General features: G+C 67.0%; 15 protein-coding genes, 3 tRNA genes and 1 other RNA gene. 11 read left to right on the top strand and 8 right to left on the bottom strand.

All coding sequences use genetic code 11. The annotated features are described in order from the left end of the window. Positions 1–27: 27 nt before the first annotated feature. The 3 genes from LGT36_RS13355 (at position 28) to LGT36_RS13365 (ending at position 2,653) form a co-directional block, all read left to right on the top strand. Positions 28–927: a metallophosphoesterase gene (locus LGT36_RS13355; RefSeq protein ID WP_226097160.1), complete on the top strand. Its 900-nt coding sequence runs from the start codon at positions 28–30 to the stop codon at positions 925–927. A gap of 59 nt (positions 928–986) precedes the next feature. Continuing rightward, a tRNA-Pro gene (locus tag LGT36_RS13360) sits at positions 987–1,063 on the top strand. A gap of 354 nt (positions 1,064–1,417) precedes the next feature. Next, positions 1,418–2,653 (top strand): ROK family transcriptional regulator, encoded by a 1,236-nt coding sequence (locus LGT36_RS13365; protein ID WP_226097159.1) that lies wholly within the window; start codon positions 1,418–1,420, stop codon positions 2,651–2,653. A gap of 20 nt (positions 2,654–2,673) precedes the next feature. Here LGT36_RS13365 and LGT36_RS13370 read toward each other — a convergent pair whose 3' ends face one another. Both LGT36_RS13370 and LGT36_RS13375 read right to left on the bottom strand, forming a co-directional pair. Next, positions 2,674–3,720, bottom strand: a complete 1,047-nt coding sequence (locus tag LGT36_RS13370) for an aspartate-semialdehyde dehydrogenase (RefSeq protein ID WP_226097158.1) — start codon at positions 3,718–3,720, stop codon at positions 2,674–2,676. Beyond that, positions 3,717–4,985, bottom strand: a complete 1,269-nt coding sequence (locus LGT36_RS13375) for an aspartate kinase (protein ID WP_226097157.1) — start codon at positions 4,983–4,985, stop codon at positions 3,717–3,719. The genes LGT36_RS13370 and LGT36_RS13375 overlap by 4 nt, the downstream gene beginning before the upstream one ends. 126 nt (positions 4,986–5,111) lie before the next feature. On the opposite strand from LGT36_RS13375, the gene LGT36_RS13380 reads away from it, so the two are divergent. From LGT36_RS13380 to LGT36_RS13390, 3 genes are read left to right on the top strand one after another with little or no spacing between them, the layout of a single operon-like run. Beyond that, positions 5,112–6,611 (top strand): carboxylesterase/lipase family protein, encoded by a 1,500-nt coding sequence (locus tag LGT36_RS13380; protein ID WP_226097156.1) that lies wholly within the window; start codon positions 5,112–5,114, stop codon positions 6,609–6,611. A 44-nt stretch (positions 6,612–6,655) separates the two neighbouring features. Next, on the top strand, positions 6,656–7,594 hold the full coding sequence (locus LGT36_RS13385) for an ABC transporter ATP-binding protein (RefSeq protein ID WP_226264567.1): 939 nt from the start codon (positions 6,656–6,658) through the stop codon (positions 7,592–7,594). Continuing rightward, positions 7,591–8,784, top strand: a complete 1,194-nt coding sequence (locus LGT36_RS13390) for an ABC transporter permease (protein ID WP_226097154.1) — start codon at positions 7,591–7,593, stop codon at positions 8,782–8,784. Before LGT36_RS13385 ends, LGT36_RS13390 begins: the two co-directional genes overlap by 4 nt. Positions 8,785–8,818: 34 nt before the next feature. Here the strand turns inward: LGT36_RS13390 and recR are convergent, their stop codons facing one another. The 4 genes from recR to ffs form a co-directional block, all read right to left on the bottom strand. Next, positions 8,819–9,415 carry a recombination mediator RecR gene (recR, locus tag LGT36_RS13395; RefSeq protein ID WP_226097153.1) on the bottom strand — a complete coding sequence of 199 codons (597 nt, stop codon included), beginning with the start codon at positions 9,413–9,415 and terminating at the stop codon, positions 8,819–8,821. Between the two features lie 36 nt (positions 9,416–9,451). After that, positions 9,452–9,889 (bottom strand): VOC family protein, encoded by a 438-nt coding sequence (locus tag LGT36_RS13400; RefSeq protein WP_226097152.1) that lies wholly within the window; start codon positions 9,887–9,889, stop codon positions 9,452–9,454. 27 nt (positions 9,890–9,916) lie between these two features. Continuing rightward, complete coding sequence (locus LGT36_RS13405; RefSeq protein WP_370634293.1) at positions 9,917–11,845, bottom strand: DNA polymerase III subunit gamma and tau; 1,929 nt, start codon at positions 11,843–11,845, stop codon at positions 9,917–9,919. Positions 11,846–11,911: 66 nt separating this feature from the next. Beyond that, positions 11,912–12,008: signal recognition particle sRNA small type (gene ffs, locus LGT36_RS13410), an RNA gene on the bottom strand. An 81-nt stretch (positions 12,009–12,089) separates the two neighbouring features. Between ffs and LGT36_RS13415 the strand changes: the two genes are divergently transcribed. The 4 genes from LGT36_RS13415 to LGT36_RS13430 all read left to right on the top strand — a co-directional run bounded on the left by LGT36_RS13415 (position 12,090) and on the right by LGT36_RS13430 (position 15,020). Beyond that, positions 12,090–12,177, top strand: a tRNA-Ser gene (locus LGT36_RS13415). Between the two features lie 31 nt (positions 12,178–12,208). Beyond that, positions 12,209–12,928 (top strand): LytR C-terminal domain-containing protein, encoded by a 720-nt coding sequence (locus tag LGT36_RS13420; protein WP_226097151.1) that lies wholly within the window; start codon positions 12,209–12,211, stop codon positions 12,926–12,928. 5 nt (positions 12,929–12,933) lie between these two features. Continuing rightward, on the top strand, positions 12,934–13,203 hold the full coding sequence (locus LGT36_RS13425; RefSeq protein ID WP_226097150.1) for a DUF4190 domain-containing protein: 270 nt from the start codon (positions 12,934–12,936) through the stop codon (positions 13,201–13,203). 122 nt (positions 13,204–13,325) lie between these two features. Beyond that, positions 13,326–15,020 (top strand): methyl-accepting chemotaxis protein, encoded by a 1,695-nt coding sequence (locus LGT36_RS13430; RefSeq protein ID WP_226097149.1) that lies wholly within the window; start codon positions 13,326–13,328, stop codon positions 15,018–15,020. A 56-nt stretch (positions 15,021–15,076) separates the two neighbouring features. Here the strand turns inward: LGT36_RS13430 and LGT36_RS13435 are convergent. Both LGT36_RS13435 and LGT36_RS13440 read right to left on the bottom strand, forming a co-directional pair. Then, positions 15,077–15,166 (bottom strand) — tRNA-Ser (locus LGT36_RS13435). A gap of 87 nt (positions 15,167–15,253) precedes the next feature. Next, positions 15,254–15,703 carry a nucleoside deaminase gene (locus LGT36_RS13440; RefSeq protein ID WP_226097148.1) on the bottom strand — a complete coding sequence of 150 codons (450 nt, stop codon included), beginning with the start codon at positions 15,701–15,703 and terminating at the stop codon, positions 15,254–15,256. A gap of 72 nt (positions 15,704–15,775) precedes the next feature. Here LGT36_RS13440 and upp point away from each other — a divergent pair, with 72 nt between their 5' ends. Beyond that, entirely contained in the window at positions 15,776–16,411 is a 636-nt protein-coding gene (gene upp, locus LGT36_RS13445; RefSeq protein WP_226097147.1) for a uracil phosphoribosyltransferase, read from the top strand.

Raw genomic sequence — 16,411 nt, forward strand, 5'->3', positions numbered from 1 at the left:
CGGCGCGCCGGCGCCCGACGGGCTCAAGTGAACCCGTTCGTCGCGTCGGCGCTCGGCGTGGGCGCCGTAGGGGTGGCAGGAGTGGCGTGGGGACTGGCGGAGGCGCACGCCTTCACGGTGCGCCGCGTCGCAGTTCCGGTGCTGCCCCGTGATTCGACGCCTGTCAAGGTGCTTCACCTGTCGGACCTGCACCTGACGCCGCGCCAGCGCGACAAGATCGCCTGGGCAGCCTCGCTTGCACAGGAGCGCCCCGATCTGGTGGTCGTGACGGGTGACAATCTGGCGCACGTCGACGCCGTTCCGGCGGTGGCAGAGGCGCTCGCGGGGTTGTTCGAAGTCCCTGGCGTCTTCGTGTTTGGCTCGAACGACTACTTTGCGCCGCACATGAAGAACCCCTTGGGTTACTTCGCTGGGCCGTCGCGGGCTCGTCACGAGGCGGTCCACTTGCCCACCGAGCAGCTGCGGCGCGTCTTTCTCGATGGCGGTTGGCACGATCTGAACAATGCGAGGGCACACTTTGGGGTGGCTGGTCTGGCCGTCTCTGCCGTCGGCATGGACGATCCCCATATTCATCGCGACGTCATGCCTGCTCGGGATTCGGCGGCGCCGGCCGACCTACGTCTCGGCGTCGTGCACGCTCCGTACCGCAGGGCCTTGCAGGCCCTCGCGGGTGACGGATCCGACCTCATCCTTGGGGGCCACACGCACGGAGGCCAGGTGTGTGTTCCCGGCTACGGAGCGTTGGTGACCAATTGCGACCTTGATCGGCGTCGCGCGAAGGGCCTGTCCACGTGGCCAGGCGACGGTTCAGCTCCCGATGACACGTGGCTGCACGTGAGTGCTGGGGCTGGTACGTCTCCTTTCGCCCCCGTGCGCTTTGCGTGCCGCCCTGAGGCCACCGTGCTCACTTTGACGGCGAGGGAGTAGCGGCGAGGGGGCGATTTCGCGGCGAGGTGTCCGGTCGGATATCCTAGGCAGGCTTTTCACGGGGTGTGGCGCAGTTTGGTAGCGCGCGTCGTTCGGGACGACGAGGTCGCAGGTTCAAATCCTGTCACCCCGACCAAGAGAGTGAGCAACACAAAAGGGTCGACGCATGGCGTCGGCCCTTTTGTGTTGCGAGCGAACGCGGGAGGGGTTGACCGGAGCGCCGCAGGCGCGGAGGGAACACCCCGACGACGCCGGTGACGGCGTAGACGCCCTCCCGGAGGGAACACCCCGACGACGCCGGTGACGGCGTAGACGCCCTCCCGCAGAGAACACCCCGACAACGCCGGTGACGGCGCAGACGCCCTCCCGCGGGGAACACCCCGACGATGCCGGTGACACCCGAGACGTCCCCCAAGGTCGAGGTCCCGGTTGTCACCACAGCGCGCGTGGGTATGCTGAATCCCACAACAAACCCGAAGACGGGACTCGAATGGGTGACGAAGCGTCGGACCGCACGGTCCGTGGTAGCCGCAATGAAGAGACGCGTCAGCGCAATCTCTCGCTCGTACTGAGCGCGGTCCACTCCGCCGCGGAACTCACTCGATCGGATCTCACCAGGCTCTCAGGGCTCAATCGTTCGACGGTCGGAGCGCTGGTGGGAGACCTCGTGAACGCCGGGCTGGTGGTCGAGGCGGAACCGCGCGCCACTCACCAGGCTGGACGCCCCAGCCCCGTGGTGCGCCCCAGCCCCGACGTCGTTGCCATCACCGTCAACCCTGACGTTGCGGGGGTGGTCTGCGCCGTTGTAGGGCTCGGTGGCCAGGTGCGTCTTCGCGAGACCTTCCTCACGCCGCAACGACTGACTGCGGAGGATGCGGCACTCCTCACCAAGGACTTCCTGGACAAGGTCGCGAGCGACTTTCCTTCGACCACGAGAGTGGCTGGCGTCGGTATTGCCATTCCAGGGATCGTCGATGAGCATCACCACACCGTGAGGGAAGCCCCACACCTCAAGTGGTTCGACGTCCCACTGGTCTCCGTCATTGAAGAGGAACTGACCCTGCCCGTGCGGATGGCGAACGACGCCACGCTTGGGGTGATGGCAGAGTCGATGTTCGGCGCAGGCGCTGGCTTTGACGACGTTGTCTACCTCAACGGCTCCGTGTCAGGTATTGGCGGGGGAGTCGTCACCGGGGGTCACCTCGTCAAGGGGGTCCGTGGGTTCGGCGCCGAGCTCGGCCACATCCTCGTTAACCCCCAGGGCACCGTGTGCGCGTGCCGGCGAGTGGGTTGCCTCGAGACCGAGGTCAACATTCAGAGGATCTGGGAGGTTGCAGGTGAGGGGCAGGTGGCGATCGATGATCTCGATCACCTCTACTCGCTGCGCGCGTCCGCGGCCCTCGAGGCGGAACTCGATCGCCAAGCGGACGCCCTCGCGGCCGGCATTGCCTCACTGGTCAACATCTTCGCGCCAGCCAGGGTCATCCTTGGCGGGCACGTTGGCGCGCTCTTCGAAGCGAGGAGTGAGCGCGTTCACGCCAGGGTGGCCGCCGAGGCGCTCGCCCCCGTGGCCGAGCAAGTGTCGCTGGTGCGCAACGTGTTGCGCGAGCGCATGGTGCCGATCGGCGCTGCGCAACTCGCATTCGCTCCGCTGCTCGCCGACCCGGTCAACACCCCGCTGTTCGAGTGGGGATCCCTTCAGGCAGTCGTCACGGCACTGCCCTGAGACTGACGGTACGGGGCGCCTTACAGGCGCGCGGCGATCAGTTCCGCGAGCTGCACCGCGTTGAGAGCGGCGCCCTTGCGCAGGTTGTCGCCGCTCACAAACAAGGCGAGCCCGCGATCCCCAGGGACACCGGCGTCCTGCCGAATGCGGCCCACAAGGCTCACGTTGCCGCCTGCGGCCTTCAAAGGCGTGGGCACCTCTTCCACCCTTACCCCTGGCGCTCCGTCCAGCAGCGTGTACGCGCGTGCCGGAGTGAGCGGCGCGTCGAACTCCGCGTTGATCGACAGCGAGTGGCCGGTGAAGACGGGCACCCGCACGCAGGTGCCAGAGACGAGCAGGCCGGGTAGACCGAGGATCTTGCGGGACTCATCGCGCAACTTGCGCTCTTCACCCGTCTCGTTCGACCCGTCATCGATGACGGTGCCTGCCATCGGCACCACGTTGTAGGCGATTGGCTCGGTATAGACCGCTGGCTCGGGGATCGCCACCGCAGCGCCGTCGTGGACCAAAGCAGTCGCCTCACCAACGGCACCCTTGATCTGGCCGTCGAGTTCGCGCACTCCTGCCACGCCGGAGCCCGAAACCGCCTGGTAGCTCGACACGATGAGCCGGTTCAGGCCTGCGTACTCATGCAGCACCTTGAGCACAGGCATGGCCGCCATGGTGGTGCAGTTCGGGTTTGCGACGATGCCCTTGGGGATCGAGTCGAGGTCTTCAGGATTGACCTCACTCACCACGAGCGGCACGTCGGGATCCATCCGCCAGGCGGAGGAATTGTCGACGACGATGGCGCCGGCCTTCGCAAACAAGGGCGCGTACTCGGTCGACGGCCCCCCTCCCGCAGAGAACAGCGCGATGTGGATGCCGGAGTAGTCACCGCTCGCGATGTCCTCGACCACCACGTCGCGACCGAGGTGAGGCAGCGTGGTGCCAGCGGAACGGGAGGACGCGAAGAACCGCACCGTGGCGTCGGGAAAGCGCTCGCCGACCAGTTGGCGCATGACGGTTCCCACCTGACCGGTGGCGCCGACGACGGCGATGGTGAGGTCTGCAGGTGAAACGGTCATCGGCCGGTGCCTCCGTAAATGACGGCTTCGCCCTGGGACGAGTCGAGGCCGAATGCGCTGTGCACGGCGCGCACGGCGGTGTCGAGCATCTCGGCGCGCGTGACCACAGAGATGCGAATGTCGGACGTGGAAATCATCTCGATGTTGACTCCAGCATCGCGAAGCGCCGCAAAGAAGCGCGCGGATACTCCCGAGTTTGACCGCATGCCTGCGCCGATGAGCGAGACCTTGCCAATGGCGTCGTCCGTCACCAGGTCTGCGTAGCCAATGGTGTCCTTGTCCGCCTCGATGGCCGCCGTGGCGTCGGCGAGGGAGTCCATCGGCAACGTGAACGAGATGTCGGTCACGCCGGTCACGACGGCGGAGACATTCTGGACGATCATGTCGATGTTGACGTCGGCACGGGCGACAGCCTCGAACAGGCGAGCGGCCGATCCGGGCACGTCAGGAACTCCGATGACCGTGATCTTGGCCTCGGAGCGATCGTGCGCGACGCCGGCGATGATGGCATTTTCCATGGTGTCTCCTTCAGTCTCGCCCACAACCCACGTGCCTTCAAGGCCGGAGAAGGACGAGCGGACGTGAATGGGCACGTTGAAGCGACGCGCGTATTCGACACAGCGGGGCATCAATACCTTCGCCCCAGAGGCCGCCATGTCGAGCATCTCTTCAAAAGTGATGCGGTCAAGCTTGCGTGCGGTTGGCACGACGCGAGGGTCGGCGGAGAACACTCCGTCGACGTCGGTGTAGATCTCGCAAACGTCCGCGTCGAGCGCCGCGGCGAGCGCCACAGCGGTGGTGTCTGAGCCGCCGCGACCGAGAGTCTGAATGTCTTGGCTCTCTTGGTTGTAGCCCTGGAAGCCAGCCACGATCGTGACATCGCCAGCGTCGAGCGCGTCCCTGAGGCGGCCGGGGCTCACTTCGATGATCTTCGCGCGACCGTAGGCACCTGCGGTGATCACGCCAGCTTGCGGCCCTGTGAATGACTGTGCAGGTTGCCCTAGATCGCGCACAGCCATCGCGAGCAGTGACATCGAGATGCGCTCGCCAGCGGTGAGCAGGATGTCCATTTCGCGCGGGTGCTCGGTGCTCGACACGGCGTTCGCCAGGTCAATCAGCTCGTCCGTGGTGTCGCCCATGGCAGAGACGGTGACCACGACGTCGTGCCCCGCGCGCTTCGTCTCGACGATGCGACGGGCGACGCGCTTGATGGCATCGGCATCCGCGACGGAGGATCCTCCGTACTTCTGCACCACGAGAGACATTGCACTACCCCGGTTTTTCGATTGGCGTGCGCCCGCACAGGCGCGCGACCAGTGTAGTGGGAGCGCCAACGGCCGACGCGCGGGTGGCGGGAGGGCGCGGAAGCCGGATACGTTCACCCGGTGGGCATGACACAGCAGGAATGGGCAGAGCCAGAGGCCGTCACCACGTCTGGCAGGGTGCGGGGCGCGTGGCGCCACCACGTCAGCGCCGACGCAACGGTCAGCAGGCACGCGGTGTTCAGGGGCATTCCCTTTGCCGCTGCACCCGTTGGGCCTTTGCGCTTTGCGGCGCCCGTGCCACCGTCGGCGTGGGAGGGCACGAGGGAGGCGGTCGCTTATGGCCCGACCGCCCAGCGAATGACTCCTTACGCGTTCCCTCGCATCCCCGAGCCGTCGATCCCTGGCGACGACATCCTCACCGTGAATGTCACGACGCCAGACCCATCAGCGTCCGCTGGACTGCCGGTGCTTGTCTGGATCCACGGTGGTGGGTTTGAGGCGGGTTCGCCAGCGAGCCCCTGGTACGAGGGCGGGGCCTTCGCTCGCGACGGCGTGGTGGTGGTGACGCTCGCCTATCGGCTCGCTTTCGAGGGCTTCGGCTGGATCGATGGCGGCGTCAATAACAGGGCGGTGCGCGACTGGCTGGCGGGACTCGAGTGGGTGCAGCGCAACATCGCGGCCTTCGGTGGCGACCCCGCCAAGGTGACGATCGCGGGCCAGAGTGCTGGCGGAGCGGCTGTACTACGTCTGCTCACGATGCCCGCCGCGCAGCCCTTCTTCGCCGGGGTCATCGCGGTGTCGCCTCCAGACGCTTCCGTCACCGTCGAGCAGGCTCGCGAGGCGAGCGCCAAGGTGGCGCGGGCGGTCGGGGCGCCTGACACATCAGAGCAATCGTTCGCGGCAGTAGACCACGACTCACTGTGGGACGCGAGGGGCGCGGCCACCGTGGACCCAGAGTCGCCAGACTCCATGCTGACAGGGGGAGCTCTCATGCTCGCGCCGGTGATCGACGGCGAACTGATCCCTCAAACGGCCGCCGAGGCCCTGGCCACCGGCGTCGGCGAGGACAAGCCCGTGTTCCTGGGTGCGACAGCCCACGAGTTTCGCTACCTCGCCGACCAGATCAGGCCCGCCGTCGGCGACGGGCCAGCGAAAGGCCTCCTGGAACGCAATGGTCTGCCGCCGGCGCTCGCGGCCGACCTTGTGGCTCGGGAGGGCGGAAGAGGCGCGGCGTGGGTGCTCGGCATGGCCATCTCGGATGCCCTCTTCAGGGCTCCGGTGGCGGGAGTGGCAGGAGCGCGCGCGAGCGCGCCGGCGCCCACCTGGGTCTACGACTTCCGTTGGGAGTCGCGCTCGCCATCCATCGACGGCGCGGCGCACTGCGTTGACGTGCCCTTCGGTTTCGACATCCTCGGTGCGGCAGGGGTCGACCACCTCACTGGTAGGGCCCCGCAGGCGCTCGCCGACGCCGTCCATGGCGACTGGTTGAGCATCGTCACGAATGGCCGCATCGACGCCCCACCCCACAGCGAAGGTGACGCCACCGTCGTATACGGCGACGACGGCGCGAGGACGGTCGCGCCTGGTTACCGCCTCGAGCGACGCCTGTGGGACGCCGCGCGGTAGCGCGTCTCCAACCATCGCCCAACCCTTGGCGTACCTTGAGCGTTATGAGTGACATGACGACCACGGCACCTGCGCTTGAGGCGCACGGCGTACGGCGGGCTTTCGGATCGGTCCAGGCCGTCGTGAACGCGAGCCTGACGGTCCAGCCCGGCTCGGTGACGGCGCTGATTGGCCCCAACGGTTGCGGAAAGACCACCCTCATGCTCATGTTGGCGGGACTCCTCCAGCCCGACGGAGGGGAGGTCGTGGTGGGCGGCGTGAGCCCAGCGACCAGCCCCAAGGCGGCGCGCACCGCGGTCGGGTGGATGCCGGATGTGTTGGGCACCTGGGAGTCGCTCACGTGCAAGGAAACGCTCGTCACGTTCGCGCGGGCGTACGGCCTCACCCCGGCCGACGCCGATGCCAGGGCCTTCGCGCTCCTCGAGAGGGTCCATCTTGCGGACCTTGCCTCACAGCCTGCACGGGTGCTGAGCCGTGGCCAGAAGCAGCGGCTCTCGCTCGCGCGGGCTCTCGTCAACGACCCTCCCGTCCTCATCCTCGACGAGCCTGCCTCTGGCCTCGATCCCCGCTCCCGCGTCGAGTTGCGCGACCTGGTGCGGCAACTGGGCGCCGAGGGCAAGGCGGTCCTTGTCTCCTCCCACGTGCTCGCAGAGCTCGATGAGATGGTTGACGACGCCGTCTTCATGTCCAAGGGTGTGACTCTTGGAGCGGCGGCCGACGCCGAGGTGGCGCGGGCAAAGACTCGGTGGCGAGTGGTGTCGGTTGACGGTGACCTTGCGGCCTCCCTGGCGAGGGCCTCCCGCGACTTCACTGTCGAGGAGGTGCCCGCGGGCGCGGCTGCGGTGGTGAGCGTCGCCGATGACGCCGATGCGGCGGCACTCGTTGCCGCCCTCGTGACCGACGGGATCAAGGTGGCGCGCATCGCGCCGGTCGGTTCCGCGCTTGAACAGGCATACCTCACGATGGAGACGGAGCGGCGATGACCACCACCTCACAGCCTCCAGTGGCGCCGCAGACGGCGTCGTCCGCCCGCCGTGAGCCGTGGCGCCTATCCCTGTCGGGCATCCGCTTGATCGCAGAACTCGAACTGCGCCAGCGCGTGCGCTCCACCAAGTGGAAGTGGGCGCTCGCCTCCGTCGCCGTGCTCATCGGCGGCGTGACGTTCTTGGTGTGGGGCGCGACCCACGCCTTTGGGACGGACAGCTACGGAGGCCCTGGCGACCTCGTCTTTGGCCTCGTCGTCTTCTTCGTGCTCTTCCTGGGCTTGGTGGTCTCACCGACGCTGTCGGCCACGTCCATCAATGGGGATGTGCGTGACGGGACCATGGCGCCGCTTCAGGCGACCGCGCTCTCTGCTGCGGACATTGTGCTGGGCAAGCTCTTGGCCTCCTGGGCGGCATCGCTCGCCTTCTTGGTGGTGGCGCTGCCCTTCATCGCGATCGCGTACTTCGACGGCCGCATGCCTGCGCTCGCGATGCTCACGGTCATGCTGGTGCTCGCTCTCGAGTTGCTCGTGGTCTGCGCGATCGGGCTGGGATGGTCGGCGCTCACGGCCCGCACCCCAGCGTCGGCCGTGCTTACCTATACGACGGTCGCTGTGCTCGTTGCGGTCCTGCCGATCCTGTTTGGGCTGTTGTCCGTCACGTTCACAGAAGAGGTGGAGGTGACGTACTCCAACAGGGAGTACATCTACTACGACGGTTCCTACCTCGAGGAGCCATCACCTGGCGAGCTCCCTGAAGGCGCTCAGCAGGACGCGACGGGAGACTACTTCGTGTGTCGCGACTACACCTATACCGAGGACGTGCCGCGCACCGATCGGCTGTGGTGGCTGCTCGCCGTCAATCCGTACGTGATCGTGGCCGACTCAGCCCCGAGCCCTCGGGTCCGCGAGCGGGGCGACGACTACTACTACGACGACATCGGCATCCTGAGCGGCCTCAAGATGGCGGTGCGCGAGGCGCGTGTGGGGCCAACGTTTGGCGCCGACTCGTGCAACGACGAACTCACGTACGAGGAGCGGGAGCGACTCGATCGCATCGACGCCTTGCCCCCTGTATGGCCGTGGGGACTCGCAGCACAGGCACTGCTTGCCATCGGCGGCGTCGCGCTGGGCGTGCGTCGACTGTCGGTTCCGTACGGAAAGCTGCCGACGGGTTCGCGAGTCGCGTAGGCCCGGCGGCTCGCCCAGCCAAGGGGCGGCGCTCCTAGGAGACCGTGCGGCGTCCCTCGAAGGCGCGACCGAGCGTGACCTCGTCGGCGTACTCCAGATCGCCGCCGACGGGCAGTCCTGACGCCAGCCGTGACACCGTGATCCCGATGGGCGCGAGCATGCGCGTCAGGTAGGTGGCTGTGGCCTCCCCCTCGATGTTGGGGTCCGTCGCGATGATGACCTCTTGCACCTTGCCGTCGCCTAGGCGCGTGAGTAGCTCCCTGATGCGCAGGTCGTCGGGGCCAACTCCGTTCATGGGATCGATCGCGCCGCCGAGCACGTGGTACTTGCCCCTGAATTCGCGCGTGCGCTCAATCGCGACCACGTCTTTCGGCTCCTCCACCACGCACAGCGTCTCCTCTGACCGGCGGGTGTCTGCGCAGATGCGGCATTGTGCTGATTCGGCGACGTTGCCGCAGATCTCACAGAAGCGCACCTTCGCCTTGACCGTGGTGATCGACTCGGCGAGCCTGGCCACGTCGGCGGCATCGGTGCTCAGCAGGTGAAAGGCGATGCGCTGAGCACTCTTGGGCCCGATTCCCGGGAGTCGTCCGAGCTCATCGATCAGGTCCTGCACCGCGCCGTCATACATGGGCTCAAGCGTAGGCGGCTCACGGCCGCGCGCGGGTCAGGCGCGGCTGAGCTCTTGCGCGAGCATGACCAGGATGCCGCTCGGCCCGCGAACGTACGTGAGCCTGTAGAGGTCTTGGTACGTCGCCACCCCTCGCAACGGGTAGCAGCCATGACGTGCCGCCACCGCGAGAGCCTCGTCAATGTCGTCCACGGAAAAGGCGACGCGATGCATCCCGATCTCATTCGGAAGCGTCGGGCTGGTCTCGATCGCCTGCGGATGAAGGTACTCGAAGAGTTCGAGGCTGCCGTCACCGTCCGGGGTCTTGAGGAGGGCGATCTTCGCATGGTTGCCGTCGAGCCCAACAGCGGTGTCTGCCCACTCGCCACTCACCGTGTCTGTTCCGACGACGGTCAGGCCCAGATCGGTGAAGAAGGAGACTGCGGCGTCGAGGTCGCGAACGGCGATGCCGACGTTTTCAAACCGAATGGCCATGCGCTCGATGCTACCGACCGGTCGCGACTAGCGGCCGTCGTCCTCGACGATGGTGCCGCCGAGCATTGAGGCGATCACGTCCGCCCCGGTGAGGTGGGAGGTGGGGGCTGCGACGTCGTCGTCCGAAATGTCTTCATGGTCGGCGGGAGCCTCGTGCGGCAAGGGAGGCTCTTGGGACGAGGCGTTCGTTGCGGCGGATGGCGCCGGCCCCGACGCGCCCGACGCCGGAGCGCCACCGGGCTCTGGCGGTCCCACGACAGGTTCGACGCGCACGTGGAGGCCAAGGGTCTCGCGCACGGCGAGAGCCAAGTTCTCTGAGTGCGGTCCCGCTCCAAATCGCGATGCGAGGGCGGGATTGTCGAAGGCGATCTTCAACACCCCTGCCTCCACGGAGGCAACCTGGGCACTTTGGCTGACCATCGCCCACGTGACGCGTCGCCGTTCAAGGGTGCCGAGTACCTCCGGCCAGCGCCTGCGCACCAACTCGGAGTCAGCCGGACCGCCTGCCACGTCGCCGGTGGGCGCGCGTACGGGCTCGTCGGCGACGTCGGCCGTCTGGGCAGGAGCCGCGACGGGGACCTGCGGGATGCTCGCGGTCGTCGGCGGGCTCGCGGGGGGTGATGACGGGGGAGCAGGCTCCGGAGCACGCTCCTGTGCCTGAGGGATCGCACCCGTCGCGGCTTCCTCGCGCGCGGCTGCGACGGCGGCTCGCGCGGCGGCCAAACCTGAAGCGGCTTCTCCGCCGGGAGCGCCTGGCTGCTGTCGCGGCGGGGTAGGCGCCGCTTCGGTTGCGGGTGCAGGGGCTGTGGACGCCGGGGCTTGCGCTGCGGCGGGGGCGGCCGAGGCGGCAGGCGCCCTATCGGCGGCGATGATGCGAGCGCAGAGCAACTCCAAGTGGAGCCGGGGAGAGGTGGCGCCGATCATCGCGGTGAGGGCATCGTTCACCAAGTCACCTGCACGCGAGGCGCGGCCAAGTCCCAGCCGCCTGGCCTGATCAGCCATGCGCTCCTGCTGGTCCTCTGAGGCAACGGCAAGCGCCTGCGCACCAGACGCGCCGGATGCCGCTAGCACGATCAGATCGCGCAAGCGCTCCAACAGGTCTTCAACGAATCGGCGAGGCTCGTGGCCGGTCTCCACCACGCGTCCCACGACCGAGAAGAGCGAGGCCCCGTCGGCCGCAGCGATGGCGTCAACAGCGTCGTCAAGAAGTGTGGCGTCGGTGAAGCCGAGGAGCGAGATGGCTCGCTCGTACGTCACCCCGCCCGCGTCGGAGCCGGCGATCAACTGATCGAGGACCGACAAGGAGTCCCTCACGGAGCCGCCCCCTGCACGCACGACGAGCGGAAGCACACCGTCGGCGATGTCGACGCCTTCCGCTGCCGCCAGTTGCGCCAAGTAGCCCGTGAGGACTCCTGGCGGCACAAGCCTGAAGGGGTAGTGGTGCGTGCGGGAACGGATGGTGCCAATGACCTTGTCCGGCTCGGTCGTGGCGAACACGAAGCGGACGTGAGGCGGAGGCTCTTCCACCAACTTCAGGAGCGCGTTGAAGCCCTGGGTGGTGACCATATGCGCTTCGTCGAGGATGAAGATCTTGTAGCGATCTCGAGCGGGAGCGAAGGCCGCGCGCTCTCGCAACTCTCTCGCGTCGTCAACGCCGTTGTGCGAGGCCGCGTCAATCTCGACCACGTCGACTGAGCCGGAACCACCGCGAGCGAGCTCCACGCACGAGTCGCACGTGCCGCACGGCGAGTCTGTGGGCCCCGCAGCACAGTTGAGACACCGCGCAAGGATCCGTGCCGAGGTGGTCTTGCCACAACCGCGCGGACCTGAGAAGAGGTAGGCGTGCGCCACCCTGTCTGCCCGCAGGGCCTGCATCAGCGGGGCTGTCACGTGTTCCTGGCCCACGACGTCGGCGAAGGTGTCTGGGCGATAACGGCGATACAGGGCGGTACTCACAGTGCTGAGCCTAGTCGCCGCATGTGACACCGCACGAGGTCCCTGTGAGTAGCCGCCACTGGGACACAGAAGGACCCCCCACGCACCCGTCAGAGCCCGCTTACCCTTGCTTCATTCCTGACCTGGGGGAGTTGGGCGAGGTAACGCCACGTGGGGGGTCGGCACCAGTGTAATGGCCAGTGAGCGAAGCGCCCAGTCGCGCGGTTCGCCGCAGGCGCGGGCCTCAGGTACCATTCATGGGCCTGGAGGATTCGCCTAGTGGCCTATGGCGCACGCTTGGAAAGCGTGTTGGGTGCAAGCCCTCGGGGGTTCGAATCCCCCATCCTCCGCCAACTGATCCGTCCGAACCAGAAGTAGGTGACTGTGACGTCTCGCTCCCGCTCCTTGCGCACGCGGCGCGAGGTGGTGCGCCGTCACCGCAGAGAACGCCAGTTCCTGGTCTTTGGCCTGCTGGTCGGATTGATTGCCACCGTCGCAGTGATCGCGTATGCGATGTACCAGGGGCGGGTCAACTCTCCGATCACCTACGCGATCGTGACGCCGCCGCCCGATTTTGAGTCGGACATCAAGTGGCCTTGCGCGCCGATCGACGAAGGCAATGGCGAGAACCTGCCCATGAGCCCCAGCCAGGTCACCGTACGAGTGCTCAATGGCACGGAGGAGCAGGGCCTCGCAGGCAACACTCTCGAGGTGCTCAAGGGTCGCGGCTACGTGCCTGCGGCGTCGGGTGCCGCCACCAACTGGAACCGCACGTACGGCGAGTACGCCAGGATCCAGTTTGGCGAGGAGGGCTTGCGCCAGGCGTACACGGTCGCGGCGAACTTCCCCGAGTATGTGATGGTCCTCGACAACCGCAAGGGCGCCGTGGTCGACATCATTCTTGGGGAACTGTATGAAGTGGACCAGTTGCGTCCCCAGTACGCTCCTGAACTCGACCCCGACGTGGAACTCGCGGCGCCAGTGCAGTGCCTGCCGATTGCACTCGTGCAGCCCGAGCCCGCGCCGCGCATCATTCCCATCGACCCGCTCGCGCCCATCGTGACGCCAAGCCCCTCGGTGTCGCCTTCCGCCGCAGCTGAGTAGCACTCATGGAACTCCAGGCAAACCAGCGCACCAATCAACTCGCGACGTGGTCCCTCGTCGCCTCCTTTCTTGGTTTGGCCATGATCCTGCCCATCGCGGGGTCGATCATCGGCATTGTCTTCGGCAACCGCGCGATGGACGCCATCGAGAAGAGCGGCGAAAGGGGCGGCGGCCGTGCGCAAGCGGCGGTCGTCTTCGGCTGGTTTGGCATCGTCGAGGCGACCATTGCGGTCATCGCGATCGGCGTGATCATCTATTCGGCAGCCAATTCCTAGGCGGCTCGAGCACCCGTACCCAACAGGGACCAAGCCATCCCTCCGTCCGGGACCAAGGACGAAAGCCTCACAAGAATCCTGCACGGGACGATTTCTCGTGCAGAGAGAGTGAGGAACCCCCCGTGTCTACTGTTGCCGCCACCGTCCCTTCCGTCCCCGCCCCCGTGGACGTCCCCGCCACAGCGCGAAAGCGCTCAGTGTTTGCCTTGAGGTGGTACGAGAACCTGGGCCTGCGCGCCAAGATCGTGTCCATCGTGGTGGCGTTCGCCATCGTGACGGCGATCGTGTCGGCAGTCTCGACGGTGGCCATGACGCGGACCATTGGAGACACGCGCTCACTGACGACACTGCAGAACGATGTTTCCTTCCAGATTGGCGTGGTGCACCAAGAGGAACTGAAGGCGCGCATGCTCGCGGCGACGGCGGCAGCGATTCCCCTCGACACGGCAGAGGCGCAGGCAGCCATGATCGAGAACATCGAGGGGACCGATGCCGACCTCGCCGCAGCCGCGGCGGCGTACGAGGCTGGAATCGCGTCTCTCGGCGAGGCGGCTTCCACTCTTGGCGGCGCCAACTGGCAGGACTTCAACGCCGCATGGGCGGAGTGGACGAACTTGCGCGACACCGAGATGGCCGCCGCCATCGGCACGGGCGAGAAGCAGGAGTTCGCCGATGCCCTGGCATCGGCCAAGCCGACGCTCGACCGAGCAATCGACAGCCTCGAGGCAGAAGAGGCGCTGGTCGCCGAAGCGGCACGAGCACTCGCTGCCGACGCTGACCAGCAAGCGAGCGCGTCGATCACGCTCGGCCTCATCACGCTTGGCGTCGGACTTGTCCTGGTCATCGGTCTGGCTTTGGGCGCCGCCCAGATCTTGCGTCGTCAGGTGTCAGCGGTACGCAAGGTCGCCGACGCCCTGGCTGACGGAAACTTCACCGTCGCCTCCGGCGTCGACACCAAAGACGAAATCGGCCGCATGGGCGCCGCTCTCGACGCAGCTACTCGCACCCTGCGCTCCACGATGTCGGAAGTGGCTGGCTCGTCTCGCTCGGTCGCGGCAGCCGCCGACCAACTCGCGACGGGAAACGCCGCGGTCGCGACGGGTGCTCAAGAGATGAGCACGCGCGCCGACATGGTGTCGACGGCCGCGACGGAAGTCAGCCGCAACCTCACCGACGTATCAAGCGGCTCGGAGGAGATGACGGCCTCCATCAGGGAGATCGCGCACTCCACGTCGGAAGCGGCACGCGTGGGCATTCAGGCCGCTGAGGCAGCTCGCGCCGCCGATGAACAGATCGGCAGGCTCGGCGTCTCTAGCCAGGAGATCGGCAACGTGGTCAAGGTCATCACCCAGATCGCTGGCCAGACGAACTTGCTGGCGCTGAATGCCACGATCGAGGCTGCGCGTGCCGGCGAGGCTGGCAAGGGATTCGCGGTGGTCGCTGGCGAGGTCGGCGAGTTGGCGCGCGAGACCGCGCGGGCGACCGAAGACATCGCCACGCGTGTCGAGGCCATCCAGCACGACGCTCAGGGTGCTGTCGCTGCGATCACGCAGATCGCGCAGATCGTGGAGCACATCAACGAATACCAGTCGACGATCGCCTCCGCAGTCGAGGAGCAGACGGCTACCACCAACGAGATGGGTCGCAACGTGGTGGATGCCGCGACCGGTTCAGAAGAGATCGCCTCAGGGATCGACACCGTCGCTCAAGCGGCGATGTCCTCATCCCAGGTGTTGACGGAGGTCAGCCAGGCGATCGAGGAGCTCAACTCGTTGTCGAAGGAGCTGAGCGACCGCGTCGCGGCCTTCACGTACTAGATCGACCACCGAACGGCAACGGCCCGGCTCCCCTCGAGGAGACCGGGCCGTTGCTTTGGCGGTGACGGTGGGATTTGAACCCACGGTGGACTTTCACCCACACACGCTTTCGAGGCGTGCTCCTTAGGCCGCTCGGACACGTCACCCTGCCGGACGAGGATACCGGGCGAGACCGCGCCCACCAAACCAGAGTGTGATGCCCGATACCCCGCCGTCGGCGAGGCGAAGCCCGCTTAGCGTCGTGCGGAGAAGAAGTCCGTCAGCAATGCGGCAGCGGCGTCGGCCTCGACACCCGCCACCACCTCCACCGCCGCAGCCAGCCTGGCGTCCCTCACAAGGTCCCACTGACTGCCGGTCGCGCCCGCCTTGGCGTCCCACGCGCCGATCACGAGTCGCGGGATGCGCGCGGCGAGGATCGCGCCGGCACACATGACGCACGGCTCGAGAGTGACGACGAGGGTGTGGCCTTCGAGGTGCCACGTACCGGCGCTCTTCGCCGCTTGCCTGAGGGCCAGGACTTCGGCGTGGGCAGTCGGGTCGGAGTCGACTTCCCGACGGTTGTGTCCGCGACCAACGACGTCGCCGGTGGGCGACAGCACGACGGCGCCGACGGGGACGTCGTCGTGGCGGAGTGCCTCCCTCGCCTCGCCGAGTGCCTCCCGCATCGCCAGAGCATCGTCCATGTCCGCCACGCTAGCCCAATCGCTCGGGCCGATGACCCTCGGAGGGCCCACTGTGGCGGTACCGTGATGCCCATGGACCTTCATGTCGCCAACCATCCCCTCATCGACCACAAGGTCACTGTGCTGCGGGACAAGACCACTCCGTCGCCCACCTTCCGCCTCCTGGTGGACGAGCTGGTGACCTTGCTGGCTTATGAAGCGACCCGCCACGTGCGTGTGGAGCAGCGCGCCGTCACCACGCCGCTCACGGCGACCACCGGCACTCGCATTGCCGATCCCGCGCCGCTCATCGTGCCGATCCTCCGCGCAGGGTTGGGAATGCTTGATGGGATGACTCGCCTGCTGCCGAGCGCGGAGGTGGGCTTCCTCGGCCTCAAGCGCGATGAGGAGACGCTGGAGGCCGTCACGTACGCCAACAGGTTGCCTGAGGACCTCACGGGCCGCCAGGTGTTCATTCTTGACCCGATGCTCGCGACGGGCGGTTCACTCGTTGCGGCGATCGACTACGTATTGCAGCGCGGGGCCACCGACGTGACGTGTGTGTGCCTGTTGGCCGCGCCCGAGGGAATCGATCACGTGCGGGCGCACGTGGGCGATCGCGTCGATGTCAACATCGTGGTGGCGTGCGTCGACGAGAAGCTCAACGAGGTCGGCTACATCGTGCCGGGCCTTGGTGATGCTGGAGACCGGCTCTACGGTCTCGTCTGA

It is taken from the genome of Demequina sp. TMPB413 (genome assembly GCF_020447105.2).
GTDB lineage: Bacteria > Actinomycetota > Actinomycetes > Actinomycetales > Demequinaceae > Demequina.

Bases quoted from the DNA above. Each gene is read 5' to 3' on its own strand.
- LGT36_RS13365 (WP_226097159.1), top strand. From the start codon at position 1,418: ATGGGTGACGAAGCGTCGGACCGCACGGTCCGTGGTAGCCGCAATGAA.
- LGT36_RS13370 (WP_226097158.1), bottom strand. From the start codon at position 3,720: ATGACCGTTTCACCTGCAGACCTCACCATCGCCGTCGTCGGCGCCACC.
- LGT36_RS13375 (WP_226097157.1), bottom strand. From the start codon at position 4,985: ATGTCTCTCGTGGTGCAGAAGTACGGAGGATCCTCCGTCGCGGATGCC.
- LGT36_RS13380 (WP_226097156.1), top strand. From the start codon at position 5,112: ATGACACAGCAGGAATGGGCAGAGCCAGAGGCCGTCACCACGTCTGGC.
- LGT36_RS13385 (WP_226264567.1), top strand. From the start codon at position 6,656: ATGAGTGACATGACGACCACGGCACCTGCGCTTGAGGCGCACGGCGTA.
- LGT36_RS13390 (WP_226097154.1), top strand. From the start codon at position 7,591: ATGACCACCACCTCACAGCCTCCAGTGGCGCCGCAGACGGCGTCGTCC.
- recR (WP_226097153.1), bottom strand. From the start codon at position 9,415: ATGTATGACGGCGCGGTGCAGGACCTGATCGATGAGCTCGGACGACTC.
- LGT36_RS13400 (WP_226097152.1), bottom strand. From the start codon at position 9,889: ATGGCCATTCGGTTTGAAAACGTCGGCATCGCCGTTCGCGACCTCGAC.
- LGT36_RS13425 (WP_226097150.1), top strand. From the start codon at position 12,934: ATGGAACTCCAGGCAAACCAGCGCACCAATCAACTCGCGACGTGGTCC.
- LGT36_RS13440 (WP_226097148.1), bottom strand. From the start codon at position 15,703: ATGGACGATGCTCTGGCGATGCGGGAGGCACTCGGCGAGGCGAGGGAG.
- upp (WP_226097147.1), top strand. From the start codon at position 15,776: ATGGACCTTCATGTCGCCAACCATCCCCTCATCGACCACAAGGTCACT.